The sequence below is a fragment of the Pseudomonas fluorescens group sp. PF-69 genome, from assembly GCF_054481235.1.
On record NZ_JBTMNC010000001.1, the window covers coordinates 6,167,185 to 6,182,266 of the forward strand.

General features: G+C 62.9%; 13 protein-coding genes and 1 pseudogene. 13 read left to right on the forward strand and 1 reads right to left on the reverse strand.

Annotated elements, in window-relative coordinates; translation table 11 throughout:
- Nucleotides 1-2 precede the first annotated feature (2 nt).
- From paaH to paaZ, 13 genes are all read left to right on the forward strand, one after another.
- The gene (gene paaH / locus ACX3YF_RS28775) at nt 3-1,520 is read left to right on the forward strand and encodes a 3-hydroxyacyl-CoA dehydrogenase PaaH (RefSeq protein WP_458945666.1); all 1,518 of its coding nucleotides are present in this window, start codon (nt 3-5) and stop codon (nt 1,518-1,520) included.
- Nucleotides 1,513-1,962, forward strand: a complete 450-nt coding sequence (gene paaI / locus ACX3YF_RS28780; protein WP_103405841.1) for a hydroxyphenylacetyl-CoA thioesterase PaaI — start codon at nt 1,513-1,515, stop codon at nt 1,960-1,962. The genes paaH and paaI overlap by 8 nt, the downstream gene beginning before the upstream one ends.
- Nucleotides 1,955-3,166 carry a 3-oxoadipyl-CoA thiolase gene (gene pcaF, locus ACX3YF_RS28785; RefSeq protein WP_458974702.1) on the forward strand — a complete coding sequence of 404 codons (1,212 nt, stop codon included), beginning with the start codon at nt 1,955-1,957 and terminating at the stop codon, nt 3,164-3,166. The genes paaI and pcaF overlap by 8 nt, the downstream gene beginning before the upstream one ends.
- A gap of 99 nt (nt 3,167-3,265) precedes the next feature.
- The gene (gene paaK, locus ACX3YF_RS28790; protein ID WP_458945668.1) at nt 3,266-4,591 is read left to right on the forward strand and encodes a phenylacetate--CoA ligase PaaK; all 1,326 of its coding nucleotides are present in this window, start codon (nt 3,266-3,268) and stop codon (nt 4,589-4,591) included.
- A 972-nt stretch (nt 4,592-5,563) separates the two neighbouring features.
- Nucleotides 5,564-6,553 (forward strand): 1,2-phenylacetyl-CoA epoxidase subunit PaaA, encoded by a 990-nt coding sequence (gene paaA, locus ACX3YF_RS28795; protein ID WP_130209232.1) that lies wholly within the window; start codon nt 5,564-5,566, stop codon nt 6,551-6,553.
- Nucleotides 6,554-6,581: 28 nt separating this feature from the next.
- Entirely contained in the window at nt 6,582-6,863 is a 282-nt protein-coding gene (paaB, locus tag ACX3YF_RS28800; protein ID WP_007943393.1) for a 1,2-phenylacetyl-CoA epoxidase subunit PaaB, read from the forward strand.
- 8 nt (nt 6,864-6,871) lie between these two features.
- Nucleotides 6,872-7,633, forward strand: coding sequence for a 1,2-phenylacetyl-CoA epoxidase subunit PaaC (gene paaC / locus ACX3YF_RS28805; protein WP_458974703.1), 762 nt, complete (start codon nt 6,872-6,874; stop codon nt 7,631-7,633).
- The gene (gene paaD / locus ACX3YF_RS28810; protein WP_458974704.1) at nt 7,620-8,153 is read left to right on the forward strand and encodes a 1,2-phenylacetyl-CoA epoxidase subunit PaaD; all 534 of its coding nucleotides are present in this window, start codon (nt 7,620-7,622) and stop codon (nt 8,151-8,153) included. The genes paaC and paaD overlap by 14 nt, the downstream gene beginning before the upstream one ends.
- Nucleotides 8,154-8,186: 33 nt before the next feature.
- On the forward strand, nt 8,187-9,263 hold the full coding sequence (gene paaE, locus ACX3YF_RS28815) for a 1,2-phenylacetyl-CoA epoxidase subunit PaaE (protein ID WP_458974705.1): 1,077 nt from the start codon (nt 8,187-8,189) through the stop codon (nt 9,261-9,263).
- Between the two features lie 183 nt (nt 9,264-9,446).
- The gene (locus ACX3YF_RS28820) at nt 9,447-9,755 is read left to right on the forward strand and encodes a DUF485 domain-containing protein (RefSeq protein WP_103405847.1); all 309 of its coding nucleotides are present in this window, start codon (nt 9,447-9,449) and stop codon (nt 9,753-9,755) included.
- A complete protein-coding gene (locus ACX3YF_RS28825) occupies nt 9,752-11,398 on the forward strand; it encodes a cation acetate symporter (protein ID WP_130209240.1) in 1,647 nt (548 codons plus the stop codon). The genes ACX3YF_RS28820 and ACX3YF_RS28825 overlap by 4 nt, the downstream gene beginning before the upstream one ends.
- A 34-nt stretch (nt 11,399-11,432) precedes the next feature.
- Nucleotides 11,433-12,686, forward strand: a complete 1,254-nt coding sequence (locus ACX3YF_RS28830) for an OprD family porin (RefSeq protein ID WP_448646166.1) — start codon at nt 11,433-11,435, stop codon at nt 12,684-12,686.
- Nucleotides 12,687-12,744: 58 nt separating this feature from the next.
- Nucleotides 12,745-14,814 carry a phenylacetic acid degradation bifunctional protein PaaZ gene (gene paaZ, locus ACX3YF_RS28835; RefSeq protein ID WP_448646165.1) on the forward strand — a complete coding sequence of 690 codons (2,070 nt, stop codon included), beginning with the start codon at nt 12,745-12,747 and terminating at the stop codon, nt 14,812-14,814.
- A 126-nt stretch (nt 14,815-14,940) separates the two neighbouring features.
- Here paaZ and ACX3YF_RS28840 read toward each other — a convergent pair.
- Nucleotides 14,941-15,075 (reverse strand): annotated as a pseudogene (locus ACX3YF_RS28840) (helix-turn-helix transcriptional regulator); the annotation flags it as partial.
- Nucleotides 15,076-15,082: the final 7 nt, after the last annotated feature.

Here is a 15,082-nt window from a genome sequence, read left to right on the forward strand (position 1 = left end):
CCATGACCGCACTGAACGTCAACGCACGCATCGCGGTGATCGGTGCCGGCGCCATGGGCGCCGGGATTGCCCAGGTTGCGGCACAGGCCGGTCACCCGGTGCTGCTGCTGGACAACCGCCCCGGCGCCGCCGCCCAGGCCATCGAAGGCATCGACCGGCAACTGGGTAAACGGGTCGAGAACGGCAAACTCTCGGCCGAATCCCGCAGCGCCACGATTGCCCGTCTGCACGCGGTAGAAGCCATTGAAGCGCTGGCCGATTGCGAGCTGATCATCGAGGCCATCGTCGAGAACCTAGAGGTCAAACGCGCGCTGTTCCGCCAGCTGGAAGGCATTTGCGGCGAACACTGCATTCTGGCCAGCAACACTTCGTCGCTGTCGATCACCAGCATCGCCGCGCAACTTGATCACCCGAATCGCCTGCTCGGCCTGCACTTCTTCAACCCGGCGCCGGTCATGGCGCTGGTGGAAATCGTCTCCGGCCTGGCCAGCGATCCAACCCTGGCCGAGTGCCTGTACGACACCGCCAAAGCCTGGGGCAAAAAACCGGTGCACACCCGTTCCACGCCGGGCTTCATCGTCAACCGCGTGGCCCGGCCGTTCTACGCCGAGAGCCTGCGCCTGTTGCAGGAAGGCGCCGCCGATTGCCCGACTCTGGATGCATTGATGCGCGAGGCCGGCGGTTTTGCCATGGGTGCGTTCGAGCTGACCGACCTGATCGGCCACGACGTCAACTATGCCGTGACCTGCTCGGTGTTCGACGCCTATTACCAGGACACCCGCTTCCTGCCTTCACTGATCCAGAAAGAACTGGTGGACGGCGGACGCCTGGGACGCAAAAGCGGCCAGGGTTTCTACAGCTACGCCCCAGGCGCCGAACGTCCGCAAGCCGCTCAAATCAGCAGCGAAGCAACGGTCGAGGTTTGCGCTGCTGAAGGCGACCTTGGCATTGCCCAGGGTTTGCTGGCGCGTTTGCATGAACAAGGCGTCGAGATCATCCAGCGTGATGGCCAGGGCCTGCTGCGGGTCGGTGACGCCGTGCTCGCCTTGAGCGACGGGCGCATGGCTTGTCAGCGCGCTCGGGAAGACGGACTGCGCAACCTGATCCTGCTGGATCTGACCCTCGATTACAGCAAGGCCCAACGCATCGCCATCAGCTGCGCGGCGGGCATCGATCCACGGGCCCTCGAACAGGGCGTCGCGCTGCTGCAACGGGCCGGTTTCAAGGTCAGCCTGCTCAGCGACAGCCCGGCACTGGCGGTCCTACGCACGGTGGCGATGCTCGCCAACGAAGCCGCCGATGCCCTGCTGCAAGGCGTGGCCTCGGCCGCCGACATCGATCTGGCCATGCGTGCCGGGGTCAATTACCCGCAAGGGCCGCTGGCCTGGGCCGATGCCATTGGCCTGGCACACATCGTTACCGTGCTCGACAACCTGCAAGCCGCCTACGGCGAAGAACGCTATCGCCCGTCGCTGCTGTTGCGCCGTCGGGTCGCCGAAGGGAGAAATTTCCATGACTAATCACGAAGCCATGACCCTGGCCAGCGATTGCGCCCAGGCCCTGTTCCAGCGTGATAGCGCCAGCCAGGCCATGGGCATGCGCCTGCTGTCCGCCGGCCCCGGTTGCGCCCGGGTGGGCATGACCGTGCGCGCCGACATGCTCCAGGGCCACGGCACCTGCCACGGCGGTTACCTGTTCGCCCTCGCCGACTCGGCGTTCGCCTTTGCCTGCAACAGCTACAACGAAGCCACCGTGGCCATCGGTTGCAGCATCGACTACATCGCCCCGGCGCGCCTGGGCGACACGTTGAACGCCGATTGCACCGAGCAGAGCCGCTCGGGTCGCACCGGCAACTACGACGTACGCATTGAAAACCAGCAGGGCCAGTTGATCGCCCTGTTCCATGGCAAATCCTACAAAGTGCGCGGCCCGGTGCTGACGCAGGAGAACCCGAATGAATGACGCCCTGATCATCGATGCGGTACGGACCCCAATCGGCCGCTACGCCGGAGTCTTGAGCAGCGTGCGCGCCGACGACCTCGGCGCGGTGCCGCTGCGCGAACTGCTGCGCCGTCACCCGCAAGTGGACTGGAGCAGCGTCGATGACGTGATCTACGGCTGCGCCAACCAGGCCGGCGAAGACAACCGCAACGTCGCGCGCATGTCGGCGCTGTTGGCCGGGTTGCCGGTCAGCGTGCCCGGCACCACCCTCAACCGCCTGTGCGGTTCCGGGCTGGATGCGGTCGGCACGGCGGCGCGCGCCATTCGCAGCGGCGAGGCCGGGTTGATGCTGGTCGGCGGCGTCGAATCGATGTCCCGCGCACCGCTGGTGATGGGCAAGGCCGAGCAGGCGTTTTCCCGTCAGGCCGAGATTTTCGATACCACCATCGGCTGGCGCTTCGTCAATCCGTTGATGAAAAAGACCTTCGACATCGACTCCATGCCGGAAACCGCAGAGAACGTGGCCGAACAGTTCAACATCTCCCGGGCCGACCAGGACGCCTTCGCCCTGCGCAGCCAGCAACGTGCCGCTGCCGCCCAGGCCAATGGCCGCCTGGCCAGGGAAATCGTCGCGGTAGAAATCCCCCAGCGCAAAGGCCCGGCCAAAGTGGTCGAGCAGGACGAACACCCGCGCGGCGACACCACCCTCGAACAGCTGGCCAAACTCGGCACGCCGTTCCGCGAAGGCGGCAGCATCACCGCCGGCAACGCTTCCGGGGTCAACGACGGTGCCTGCGCGCTGCTGCTGGCCAGCCCGGAAGTCGCCAAGCGTCACGGCCTGACCGCCCGTGGCCGGGTGGTGGCGATGGCCACCGCCGGGGTCGAGCCACGCATCATGGGCATCGGCCCAGTGCCAGCGACGCGCAAGGTGCTGGAACTGGCCAACCTGAGCCTGGCGGACATGGGCGTGATCGAACTCAACGAAGCGTTTGCCGCACAAGGCCTGGCGGTGCTGCGCGAACTGGGCTTGAGCGACACTGATCCACGGGTCAACCCCAACGGTGGCGCGATTGCCCTCGGCCATCCACTGGGCATGAGCGGCGCGCGCCTGGTGACCACCGCCCTGCATGAGCTTGAGGAACGGAGTGGCCGCTATGCCCTGTGCACCATGTGTATCGGCGTCGGCCAGGGGATCGCGCTGATCATCGAGCGACTCTCCCGTTAAAGAACCGCGATTCCCGGGGAGCCGAGAGGTATCCTTGGGTCATGCACTCAAAGCCCCTGTGCAAAGGGGCTGGAACACAAAAACAATTCGAGTGAAGTCATGAACATGCCAATTGCCCAATCCGTGCTTGATCCTGTGCTGGACCCGCTGGAAACCGCCAGCATCGACGAGTTGCGTCAACATCAGCTGGATCGCCTGCGCTGGAGCCTCAAGCACGCCTACGAGAACGTGCCGCTGTACCGCCAGCGTTTCGATGCCCTGGGCGTGCACCCGGACGACATCAAGTCCCTCGAGGACCTGGCGAAATTCCCGTTCACCACCAAGTCCGACCTGCGTGACAACTACCCGTACGGCATGTTCGCCGTACCGATGCATGACATCGTTCGCCTGCACGCCTCCAGCGGCACCACCGGCAAACCGACCGTCGTCGGCTACACCCAGAACGACATCGACACCTGGGCCAACGTCGTTGCCCGTTCGATTCGCGCGGCAGGCGGACGTCGCGGCGACAAGGTGCATATTTCCTATGGCTATGGCCTGTTCACCGGCGGCCTCGGCGCGCACTACGGTGCCGAACGCCTGGGCTGTACGGTGATCCCCATGTCCGGCGGCCAGACCGAGAAACAAGTGCAGCTGATCAAGGATTTCCAGCCGGACATCATCATGGTCACGCCGTCGTACATGCTCAACATCGCCGATGAAATCGAGCGCCAGGGCATCGACCCGCACAAACTGGCCCTGCGCCTGGGCATCTTCGGCGCCGAGCCATGGACCGCCGAACTGCGCAGCGCCATCGAAACGCGCCTGGGCATCACCGCCCTGGACATCTACGGCCTCTCGGAAATCATGGGCCCGGGCGTCGCCATGGAATGCGCCGAGACCAAGGACGGCCCGACCCTCTGGGAAGACCACTTCTACCCGGAAATCATCGACCCGGTCACCGGCGAAGTGCTGCCGGACGGTCAGATGGGCGAACTGGTGTTCACCTCCCTGAGCAAAGAAGCCCTGCCGATGATCCGCTACCGCACCCGCGACCTGACGCGTCTGCTGCCGGGCACCGCACGGCCGATGCGACGCATCGACAAAATCACCGGACGCAGCGATGACATGCTGATCATCCGTGGGGTCAACGTGTTCCCGACGCAGATCGAAGAACAGGTGCTGAAAGTCAAACAGCTTGCCGAGTGCTATGAGATTCATCTGTATCGCAATGGCAACTTGGACAGCGTTGATGTGCACGTCGAGTTGAAGGCCGAACATCAGCACCTGAGCGACGAACAGCAGAAAGCTGTTTGCGGGGAGCTGAGCAAGCACATCAAGACCTATATCGGGATCAGTTCGCGGATTGTTTTGCAGCCTTTCCACTCGATCAAACGATCCGAGGGCAAGGCCTGTCACGTGATGGACAAACGCCCGAAAGCATGACTGCTGCACCCCTTACGGCCCCGCTTTTGCGGGGTTTTTTTTGATTTTTTTTGGCGTACGCCCATCAGCTTTTCCGTAGGAGCGAGCCTGCTCGCGAAAAACGCCGGGACAACGCGGGCATTCAGACAGCCCGCGTCATCGTTATCCACCATCGCGAGCGGGCTCGCTCCCACAGGGTTTGCGCTGTCTCTGTAGGAGCGAGCCTGCTCGCGAAAAACGCCGGGACAACGCGGGCATTCAGACAGCCCGCGTCATCGTTATCCACCATCGCGAGCAAGCTCGCTGCCACAGGGTTTGCGTTGTCTCTGTAGGAGCGAGCCTGCTCGCGATAAACGACAGAACGACGCAGGGTGTCAGGCTGCCAGCGTTATCGTTGACGACCATCGCGAGCAGGCTCGCTCCCACAGGGTTTGCGTTGTCTCTGCAGGAGCGAGCCTGCTCGCGAAAAACGCCGGGACAACGCGGGCATTCAGGCAGCCCGCGTCATCGTTATCCTCCATCGCGAGCAGGCTCGCTCCCACAGGGTTTGCGTTGTCTCTGCAGGAGCGAGCCTGCTCGCGAAAAACGCCGGGACAACGCGGGCATTCAGACAGCCCGCGTCATCGTTATCCACCATCGCGAGCGGGCTCGCTCCTACAGGGTTTGCGTTGTCTCTGTAGGAGCGAGCCTGCTCGCGAAAAACGCCGGGACAACGCGGGCATTCAGACAGCGCGCGTCATCGTTATCCACCATCGCGAGCGGGCTCGCTCCTACAGGGGGCGGCGTTACGTTCTTCCAAATGGTTCGCCTGAACGGCGAAACCGCCAGCCGCCATCACCGAAGAAATGGATATACCCCCTCCCAAAAGAACGCCCCTCCCCCAAAGCGATACAAAAAACAAATACGACACATCATTTTCCGTTTGATATTAATTTCCGTATCGCTTATAAAGTTCTCCATGCCCTCGAACAGATTCACGGCGGGAGACCCCCCATGTACGCACAGCTCGTAGAAACAGGCGTGAAGCGCATCAAAGACCTGTCGGAAATGTCCGACCAGGAACGCGCTTTTCAGGAAAAAATCGATTCAGAAATCAAGATCGAAGCCAAGAACTGGATGCCAGATGCCTACCGGCAAACCCTGATCCGGCAGATTTCCCAGCACGCCCACTCCGAGATCGTCGGCATGCTGCCCGAAGGCAACTGGGTCACCCGCGCGCCGACGCTCAAACGCAAACTGCAATTAATGGCCAAGATTCAGGACGAGGCCGGTCACGGTCTGTATCTGTACAGCGCCATGGAAACCCTGGGCGCCGACCGCGATGAAGAGATCGCCAAGCTGCACAGCGGCAAGGCCAAGTACTCGAGCATCTTCAATTACCCGACGCTGAACTGGGCCGACATGGGCGCGGTGGGCTGGCTGGTGGATGGCGCGGCAATCGTTAACCAGGTGGTTTTGCAGCGCACCTCCTACGGCCCCTACTCCCGCGCCATGGTGCGTATCTGCAAGGAAGAAAGCTTCCACCAGCGCCAGGGCTACGAAATCCTCCTGACCATGATGCGTCACGGTACTCAGGCGCAAAAAGACATGGTCCAGGACGCGATCAACCGCCTGTGGTGGCCGTCGCTGATGATGTTCGGTCCAAGCGACGAACACTCGCCAAACAGCGCCCAATCCATGGCCTGGAAAATCAAGCGCCAGAGCAACGACGAACTGCGCCAGCGCTTTATCGACCAGACCATCCCGCAACTCGAGCTGCTGGGCTGCACCTGCCCCGATCCGGACCTGAAGTGGAACGCCGAGCGCGGCCACTACGATTTCGGCGAGATCCAGTGGAGCGAATTCTACGAAGTGCTCAAGGGCAACGGCCCGTGCAACCACGAACGTGTCGCCACCCGCCGCAAGGCGATTGAAGACGGTGCCTGGGTTCGTGAAGCCGCCGTCGCCCACGCCCGCAAAAAACAAAACAAGAACGCCGCCTGATTCGGCCACCTGATGTGGAGTAATTGAAATGTCCGAGTGGACCCTCTTCGAAGTCTTCGTGCGCAGCAAGCACGGCCTCAACCACAAGCACGTCGGCAGCGTGCATGCCGCCGACACCACCATGGCCATCGAGAACGCGCGCGAGCTCTACACCCGTCGCAGCGAAGGCGTCAGCCTGTGGGTCGTGCCATCGGCGCTGATCACCGCCTCCTCCCCGGATGAAAAAGACCCACTGTTCGATCCGTCGGACGACAAGGTTTACCGCCACGCCAGCTTCTACGAGCTGCCGGCCGAAGTCGGGCACATGTGAGATCGACCATGAATAACAAGACCGATCTGATCGAATACCTGCTGCGCCTCGGCGACAGCGCCCTGATCCAGGGCCAGCGCCTGTGCCAATGGTGCGGCAAGGCCCCGGCCCTGGAAGAAGAGCTTGCGCTGATGAACGTCGGCCTCGACCTGGTGGGCCAGGCGCGCAACTGGCTGGACTACGCCGCCGAATTGCTCAACGACGGCCGCGACGCCGACGACCTGGCGTTCCGTCGCGACGAGCGCGCCTACCGCAACCTGCTGCTGGTGGAGCAACCCAACGGCGATTACGCGGTGACGATCCTCAAGCAGTTCCTGTATGACGCCTGGCACCTGCAAGTGTTGAACGGCCTGAGCCAGTCCAGCGATGAACGCATCGCCGGGATCGCCGCCAAAGCCGTGAAGGAAGTCACCTATCACCTGCGCCGCTCCGGCGAGTGGGTCGAGCGTCTGGGTGACGGCACCGAGGAAAGCCACAAACGCATGCTCGCGGCGATCCCCGAGGTCTGGCGTTTCACCGTCGAACTGACCAGCGCCGACGACAGCGAACAGCGCCTGCACGCGGCCGGCATCACCCCGGACACCGCGCAAGTCGCCGCCGCCTGGCAAGCCAAGGTCAACGAGATCTTCGCCAGCGCCACCCTGCCCGTACCTGCCGTGCCCAGCTATTTCTACCTCAATGCACGCAAGGGCCTGCACACCGAACACCTGGGCATCCTGCTGGCCGAGATGCAGTTCCTGCCACGAGCGTACCCCGATGCAACCTGGTGAGCTGATCGCCAGCGACCTCGGCGCCCGGCCGGCACAACCGACCGACCTGGCTGCTGCGTGGGCGATCCTGGCCGAGGTCATGGACCCGGAAGTGCCGGTGGTCAGCGTGGTCGACCTGGGCATCGTCCGCGATCTCGAATGGCAGGCCGGCCATCTGCATGTGGTGGTCACGCCGACCTACTCCGGGTGCCCGGCCACCGAAGTGATCGAAGGCGATATTCGCCAGGCGCTGGAGCAGGCCGGTTTCCAGGCGCCGCAGCTGGAGCGCCGGTTGACCCCGGCCTGGACCACCGACTGGATCAGCGACAGCGGCCGCGAACGCCTGCGCGCCTATGGCATCGCGCCGCCCGAGGGCAGCACCAGCAAACGCAGCCTGCTCGGTGAAAGCCCGGTGATCCGCTGTCCGCAATGCGGCAGCGCCCACACCGAGGTGCTCAGCGAGTTCGGTTCCACCGCGTGCAAGGCGCTGTATCGCTGCGTCGATTGCCGGGAACCGTTCGACTATTTCAAGTGCATCTGAGCGGCGATCGGCCGTCCCAGCTGGAGAACAACAATGAGTAAATTTCACAGCCTGACCATCAAGGACGTGCGCACCGAGACCCGTGACGCGGTGTCCATCGCCTTCGAGATCCCGCAACACCTGCAAGACAGTTTTCACTTCACCCAGGGCCAGCACCTGGTGATGCGCACCCAACTGGACGGCGAAGAAGTGCGTCGCTCGTACTCGATCTGCACCGGGGTCAACGACGGCGAACTGCGTGTCGCGATCAAGCGCGTGGCCGGTGGACGTTTTTCCGCCTTTGCCAACGAACAGTTGAAGGCCGGGCACAGCCTGGAAGTGATGCCACCTGCGGGGCATTTTTGCGTCGAACTCGATCCGGCGCGCCACGGCCACTACCTGGCGGTCGCGGCGGGCAGCGGCATCACGCCAATCCTGTCGATCATCAAGACCACCCTGGAAACCGAGCCGAACAGCCGCGTCACCCTGCTGTACGGCAACCGTTCGAGCTCCGGCGCCTTGTTTCGCGAACAGCTTGAAGATTTGAAGAACCGTTACCTGCAACGCCTGAACCTGATCTTCGTGTTCAGCCGCGAGCAGCAGGATGTCGACCTGTACAACGGCCGGATCAACGCCGAGAAATGCGAGCAACTGTTCAGCCGCTGGATCGATGTCAAAGCCCTCGACGCCGCCTTCATCTGCGGCCCGCAGGAAATGACCGAGACCGTGCGCGACAGCCTCAAGGCCAAGGGCATGGCGCCTGAACGCATCCACTTCGAACTGTTTGCCGCCGCTGGCAGCCAGCAAAAACGTCAGGCCCGCGAAGCCGCGCGCCAGGTCGACGCCGCCGTCAGCCAGATCACCGTGATCAGCGACGGACGCGCCCTGGCCTTCGACCTGCCACGCAACAGCCAGAGCATCCTCGACGCCGGCAACGCCCAGGGCGCCGAACTGCCTTATTCGTGCAAGGCCGGCGTGTGCTCGACCTGCAAATGCAAGGTCATCGAGGGCGAAGTGGAAATGGACAGCAACCACGCCCTGGAAGACTACGAAGTGGCCGCCGGCTATGTGCTGTCGTGCCAGGCGTTTCCGGTGAGCGACAAGGTGGTGCTGGATTTCGATCAGCTCTAACCCCCAACCGCCTCCCCTGCAGGAGCGATCCTGCTCGCGAAGAACCTGAGAGCAACGCGTGTATCCAGACAACACGCGTCATCGTTCACGGCCATCGCGAGCAGGCTCGCTCCCACAGTTGTTCAGTGATCAACCCGAATACACCGTTACACCCAAAACAAAAACAACAAAGGAGCTCGCGTCATGACCCCCCAGGAAATAGAACTCATCGGCCAGCACCCGGATTTCATCCAGCTGGTTCGTCGCAAACAGAAACTGTACTGGTCACTGAGCCTGGCCATGCTGGTGATCTATTACGGCTTTGTACTGCTGGTGGCTTTCTCCCCTTCTACCCTCGGCCAATCCCTCAGCGGCGGCGTGACCAGCGTCGGCATGCTGGTGGGTGTAGTGATCGTGCTGCTGGCCTTTGCACTGACCGGTTTCTATGTCTATCGCGCCAACAACGTGATCGATCCGCTGAATGAAAAACTCAAGCAGGAGTGCGCCCGATGAGCCGTCTTCTCGCGATGTTCCTGCTGCCGCTGGCGGCAGTCACTGATTTCGCCGTGGCTGCCGACGGCGCGTCCCGGCCACTGAACTGGAACGCCATCGGCATGTTCCTGGTGTTCGTGCTGTTCACCTTCGGCGTGACGCGCTGGGCGGCACGTCGTACGCGTTCCGCCAGCGATTTCTACACCGCAGGCGGTGGCATGACCGGTTTTCAGAACGGTCTGGCGATTGCCGGCGACATGATCTCGGCGGCGTCCTTCCTCGGCATCTCCGCGATGATGTTCCTCAATGGTTATGACGGTTTGCTGTACGCCCTGGGCGTATTGGCGGGCTGGCCGATCATTCTGTTTTTGATCGCCGAGCGCCTGCGCAACCTCGGTAAATACACCTTTGCCGACGTGGTGTCCTATCGCCTGGAACAAACCCCGGTGCGCCTGACTTCGGCGTTCGGCACCCTCACGGTGGCGTTGATGTACCTGGTGGCGCAAATGGTCGGCGCCGGCAAACTGATCGAATTGCTGTTCGGCATCGATTACCTCTACGCGGTCATGCTGGTCGGCGTGCTGATGGTGTTCTACGTGACCTTCGGTGGCATGCTCGCCACCACCTGGGTCCAAATCATCAAAGCCGTGATGCTGCTGTTCGGCACCACGTTCATGGCGTTCATGGTGCTCAAGCATTTTGGTTTCAGCACCGAAGCGATGTTCGCCGGCGCCACCGCCGTGCATGCCAAGGGCAACGCCATCATGGCGCCCGGCGGGTTGCTGTCGAACCCGATCGATGCGATCTCGCTGGGCCTGGGCATGATGTTCGGCACCGCCGGCCTGCCGCATATCCTGATGCGCTTCTTCACCGTCAGCGATGCCAAGGAAGCGCGTAAAAGCGTGTTCTACGCCACCGGTTTCATCGGCTATTTCTACTTGCTGCTGATCATCGTCGGCTTCGGCGCGATCGTCATGGTCGGTACCGACCCGGCGTTCCGTGACGCCAGCGGCGCGATCATCGGCGGCGGCAACATGATCGCCGTACACCTGGCGCAAGCCGTGGGCGGCAACCTATTCCTCGGTTTCATCTCGGCCGTGGCCTTCGCCACCATTCTGGCGGTGGTCGCGGGGCTGGCATTGTCCGGCGCGTCGGCGGTGTCCCACGATTTGTATGCCTGTGTGATGCGCAAGGGTCAGGCCACCGAGCAGCAGGAAATTCGCGTGTCGCGCATTGCCACGCTGTGCATCGGCGTGCTGGCAATCATCCTCGGTCTGTTGTTCGAGTCGCAGAACATTGCGTTCCTGTCCGGGCTGGTCCTGGCCATCGCCGCGTCGGTGAACTTCCCGGTGCTGTTCCTCTCGATGTACTGGAAAGGCCTGACCACCCGTGGCGCAGTGACCGGCAGTCTGGCGGGGCTGGTGTCGGCGATTGTCCTGCTGATCCTGAGCCCGGCGGTATGGGTCAACGTGCTGCATCACGACAAGGCCCTGTTCCCTTACTCCAACCCGGCGCTGTTTTCCATGAGCCTGGCCTTCTTCAGTGCCTGGGTATTTTCGGTCACCGACACCTCGCCCCGTGCGGCCCTTGAACGCGGCCGTTACCTGGCGCAGTTCATCCGTTCAATGACCGGAATCGGTGCCTCCGGCGCCAGCAATCACTAAACGACAATCGATCTGATGGCAGGGAACAAAAATAATGAAGCCCGCGCGTACCGCATCCTACGAATCACTGTTTTCGCTGGCCGCCGCATTGAGTCTGCCCATGGTCGCCACCAGCGCCATGGCCGACTTCATCGACGATAGCAAGGCCCGCATTGAAATGCGCAACCACTACATCAATCGCGATTTCCGTCAGGAAAACGCACCACAATCCAAGGCTGAAGAATGGGCCCAGGGGTTCACCGCGCGCATCGAGTCCGGGTTCACCGACGGCACATTCGGCTTCGGTCTGGACGCGCTGGGGGAGTTGGGGCTGAAGCTCGACTCCAGCCCGGATCGCCGGGGTACCGGGTTGCTGCCCTACGGCCCGAACAGCCATGAACCGGCGGACGAGTACAGCCAACTGGGGCTGACCGGCAAGTTGCGAGTGTCCAAAAGCGTGCTGAAGCTCGGCACCCTGCAACCCTTGCTGCCGGTGGCAACCTACAACGACACCCGCCTGTTGGCGTCGACCTTCGAGGGCGGCCTGCTCACCAGCCAGGAAATCAGTGGCCTGACGGTGAACACCGGGCGCCTGACCAAGGCCAACCTGCGGGATTCCTCCAGCAACGATGACATCGGCTACGGCACCGCCAGCAGTGATCACTTCGACTTTGCCGGCGGCACCTACGCCTTCAGCCCGCAACTGAACCTGAGCTACTACTACGGCAAGCTCGATCAGATTTATCGCCAGCAGTTCGTCGGGCTGGTGCACACCCAGCCGCTGGGCAATGGCTTCAACCTGCGCAGCGACCTGCGCTATTTCGACAGCCGGGGTGACGGTGCCGAGCGGGCCGGGCGTATCGACAACCGCAACTTCAACAGCATGTTCACCGTGTCCCACGGTGCCCACAAGGTCAGTGCCACGTACCAGCAGTTGTCCGGCGACAGCGCCTTTCCGTTCCTCAACGGCGGCGATCCGTACGTGGTCAACCTGGTGACCTACAACACCTACACCCGCGCGGACGAGGACTCCTGGCAGCTGCGTTACGACTATGACTTCGCGGCGCAAGGCATCCCCGGCCTGACCTTCATGACGCGCTACACCGATGGTCGCCACGTCAAGGCCGGCAGCGTCGACAACGGCCGCGAGCGGGAGCGCGACACCGACATCAGTTACGTCATCCAGAGCGGCGTGTTCAAGGACGTCAGCCTGCGCTGGCGCAACGTGACCTTCCGTTCCGGCAATGGCTTGAAGACCGCCATCGATGAGAACCGGCTGATTGTCGGTTACACCCTGGCGCTTTGGTAATCCCTGAAAGGCGCGGTTGCAGCCGCGCCAACACCTTTCATAACCTGGAGCAATCGTGATGTCCTCTTCACCTGCACTGCATGCCCCCACCCTGCAAAGTTTCATCGCCGGCCGCTGGATCGGCCAACACGGCGCCCAGGTGCTGCGCAGCGCTATCGACGGCCATGAAATTGCACGTACCCATGAAGAGCGCCCGGACTTCGCCGAAGCCATCGAACATGGCCGTCGCCAGGGTGTCAGCGCACTGATGGCGCTGGACTTCCAGCAGCGTGCCCAACGCCTCAAGGCCCTGGCCCTGTACCTGAGCGAACGCAAGGAACAGCTCTACGCGATCTCCCACCACAGCGGCGCCACCCGCGCCGACAGCTGGATCGACATCGAAGGCGGCAACAGCACGCTGTTCACCTACGCCAGCCTCGGCTCCCGTGAATTGCCGTCGGGCAACGTCGTCCACGAAGGCCCGGCCCTGCAGCTGAGCAAAATGGGCACCTTCGCCGGCACCCACATCCTCGTGCCTCGGGGCGGCGTGGCGGTGCACATCAACGCCTTCAACTTCCCGATCTGGGGCATGCTGGAAAAATTCGCCCCGAGTTTCCTCGCCGGCATGCCGTGCATCGTCAAACCGGCCAGCGCCACCAGCTACCTGACCGAAGCCGTGGTGCGCCTGATGGACGAATCCGGCTTGCTGCCAGCGGGCAGCCTGCAACTGATCATCGGCGGTACCGGCGATTTGCTCGACCGCCTGCAAGGCCAGGACGTGGTGACCTTCACCGGTTCCGCCGACACCGCGGCCAAGCTGCGGGTCAACCCGAACCTGATTCGCAACTCGGTGCCGTTCACGGCCGAAGCCGACTCGCTGAACTGCGCGATCCTCGCCCCGGATGTCACCCCGGATGACGAAGAGTTCGAGCTGTTCATCAAGGAAGTCGCCCGGGAAATGACCACCAAGGCCGGGCAGAAATGCACCGCCATTCGCCGTGCCATCGTCCCGGCCAGACACATCGATGCCGTGGCCACGCGCCTGCGCGATCGCCTGGCCAAAGTGGTGGTCGGCGACCCGTCGGTGGAAGGTGTGCGCATGGGGGCGCTGGCGTCCCACGATCAGCAGAAAGACGTCGCCGAGCGCCTGGAAGCCCTGTTGCAGAGCAGCGACATGCTGTTCGGCGCCCGTGACGGTTTTGAACCGCGCGGTGAGAACGTGAGTCAAGGTGCGTTCTTCGCCCCGACCCTGTTGCAGGCCTGCGACCCGCATGCCGAAGGCGGCGCCCACGATATCGAAGCGTTCGGTCCGGTCAGCACCTTGATGGCCTATGACGATCTCGACGAAGCCCTCGCCCTGGCCGCACGCGGCAAAGGCAGCCTGGTGGCCAGCCTGGTGACCAAGGATCCGCAGATCGCCGCCAAGGCCATTCCGGTGGCCGCTGCATTCCACGGGCGTTTGCTGGTGCTGGACCGCCACTGCGCGGGCGAATCCACCGGCCACGGCTCGCCGCTGCCGCAACTCAAGCATGGCGGCCCCGGTCGTGCCGGTGGCGGTGAAGAACTGGGCGGCCTGCGTGCGGTGAAGCACTACCTGCAACGCGCGGCGGTACAGGGTTCGCCCACCATGCTCGCGGCGGTGACCGGTGAATACGTGCGTGGCGCCAAGGTCATCGAAACCGACGTGCACCCGTTCCGTCGTTACTTCCAGGACCTGCAGATCGGCGAGTCGCTGCTGACTCACCGCCGCACGGTCACCGAAGCGGATCTGGTGAACTTCGGCTGCCTGTCGGGGGATCACTTCTACATGCACTTCGACGACATCGCCGCGAAGGAATCGCAGTTCGGCAAGCGCATCGCCCACGGTTATTTCGTGCTGTCGGCCGCCGCCGGCCTGTTCGTATCCCCTGGCGTCGGCCCGGTGCTGGCCAACTACGGCCTGGACACCCTGCGCTTCATCAACCCGGTGGGCATCGGCGACACCATCCAGGCACGCCTGACCTGCAAACGCAAAATCGACCAGGGCAAAAAGAGCCCGCAAGGCGTCCCGCAAGGGGTGGTGGCGTGGGACGTGGAAGTCACCAATCAGCTGGGTGAGCTGGTGGCCAGCTACGACATTTTGACCTTGGTGGTTAAACGCGAGGACTGATGCAACACCTGTAGGAGCGAGCTCGCTCGCGATGGACGTTAATAATGGCGCGCGCTTTCTGGATGAACGCGGTGCTCTCAGGTTCTTCGCGAGCAAGCTCGCTCCTACATTGGCTCTGCGTTGTAGTCAGTGCTTGCGCAACCACTCGATAAACAGCGCAAACAACTCCGACTGCGACCCCACCTCCAGTTTCAGGTACAGATTCTTGCGGTGCATGCGCACGGTTTCCGGGGAGATGCCCATCTGGCTGGCGGTGGAATCCCCCGTC

Excerpts from the sequence above, each read along its gene's own strand:
- paaE (WP_458974705.1), top strand. The coding sequence starts at position 8,187 with ATGAGTAAATTTCACAGCCTGACCATCAAGGACGTGCGCACCGAGACC.
- paaK (WP_458945668.1), top strand. The coding sequence starts at position 3,266 with ATGAACATGCCAATTGCCCAATCCGTGCTTGATCCTGTGCTGGACCCG.
- paaA (WP_130209232.1), top strand. The coding sequence starts at position 5,564 with ATGTACGCACAGCTCGTAGAAACAGGCGTGAAGCGCATCAAAGACCTG.
- paaB (WP_007943393.1), top strand. The coding sequence starts at position 6,582 with ATGTCCGAGTGGACCCTCTTCGAAGTCTTCGTGCGCAGCAAGCACGGC.
- paaC (WP_458974703.1), top strand. The coding sequence starts at position 6,872 with ATGAATAACAAGACCGATCTGATCGAATACCTGCTGCGCCTCGGCGAC.
- paaI (WP_103405841.1), top strand. The coding sequence starts at position 1,513 with ATGACTAATCACGAAGCCATGACCCTGGCCAGCGATTGCGCCCAGGCC.
- paaZ (WP_448646165.1), top strand. The coding sequence starts at position 12,745 with ATGTCCTCTTCACCTGCACTGCATGCCCCCACCCTGCAAAGTTTCATC.
- paaD (WP_458974704.1), top strand. The coding sequence starts at position 7,620 with ATGCAACCTGGTGAGCTGATCGCCAGCGACCTCGGCGCCCGGCCGGCA.
- ACX3YF_RS28820 (WP_103405847.1), top strand. The coding sequence starts at position 9,447 with ATGACCCCCCAGGAAATAGAACTCATCGGCCAGCACCCGGATTTCATC.
- pcaF (WP_458974702.1), top strand. The coding sequence starts at position 1,955 with ATGAATGACGCCCTGATCATCGATGCGGTACGGACCCCAATCGGCCGC.
- ACX3YF_RS28830 (WP_448646166.1), top strand. The coding sequence starts at position 11,433 with ATGAAGCCCGCGCGTACCGCATCCTACGAATCACTGTTTTCGCTGGCC.
- ACX3YF_RS28825 (WP_130209240.1), top strand. The coding sequence starts at position 9,752 with ATGAGCCGTCTTCTCGCGATGTTCCTGCTGCCGCTGGCGGCAGTCACT.
- paaH (WP_458945666.1), top strand. The coding sequence starts at position 3 with ATGACCGCACTGAACGTCAACGCACGCATCGCGGTGATCGGTGCCGGC.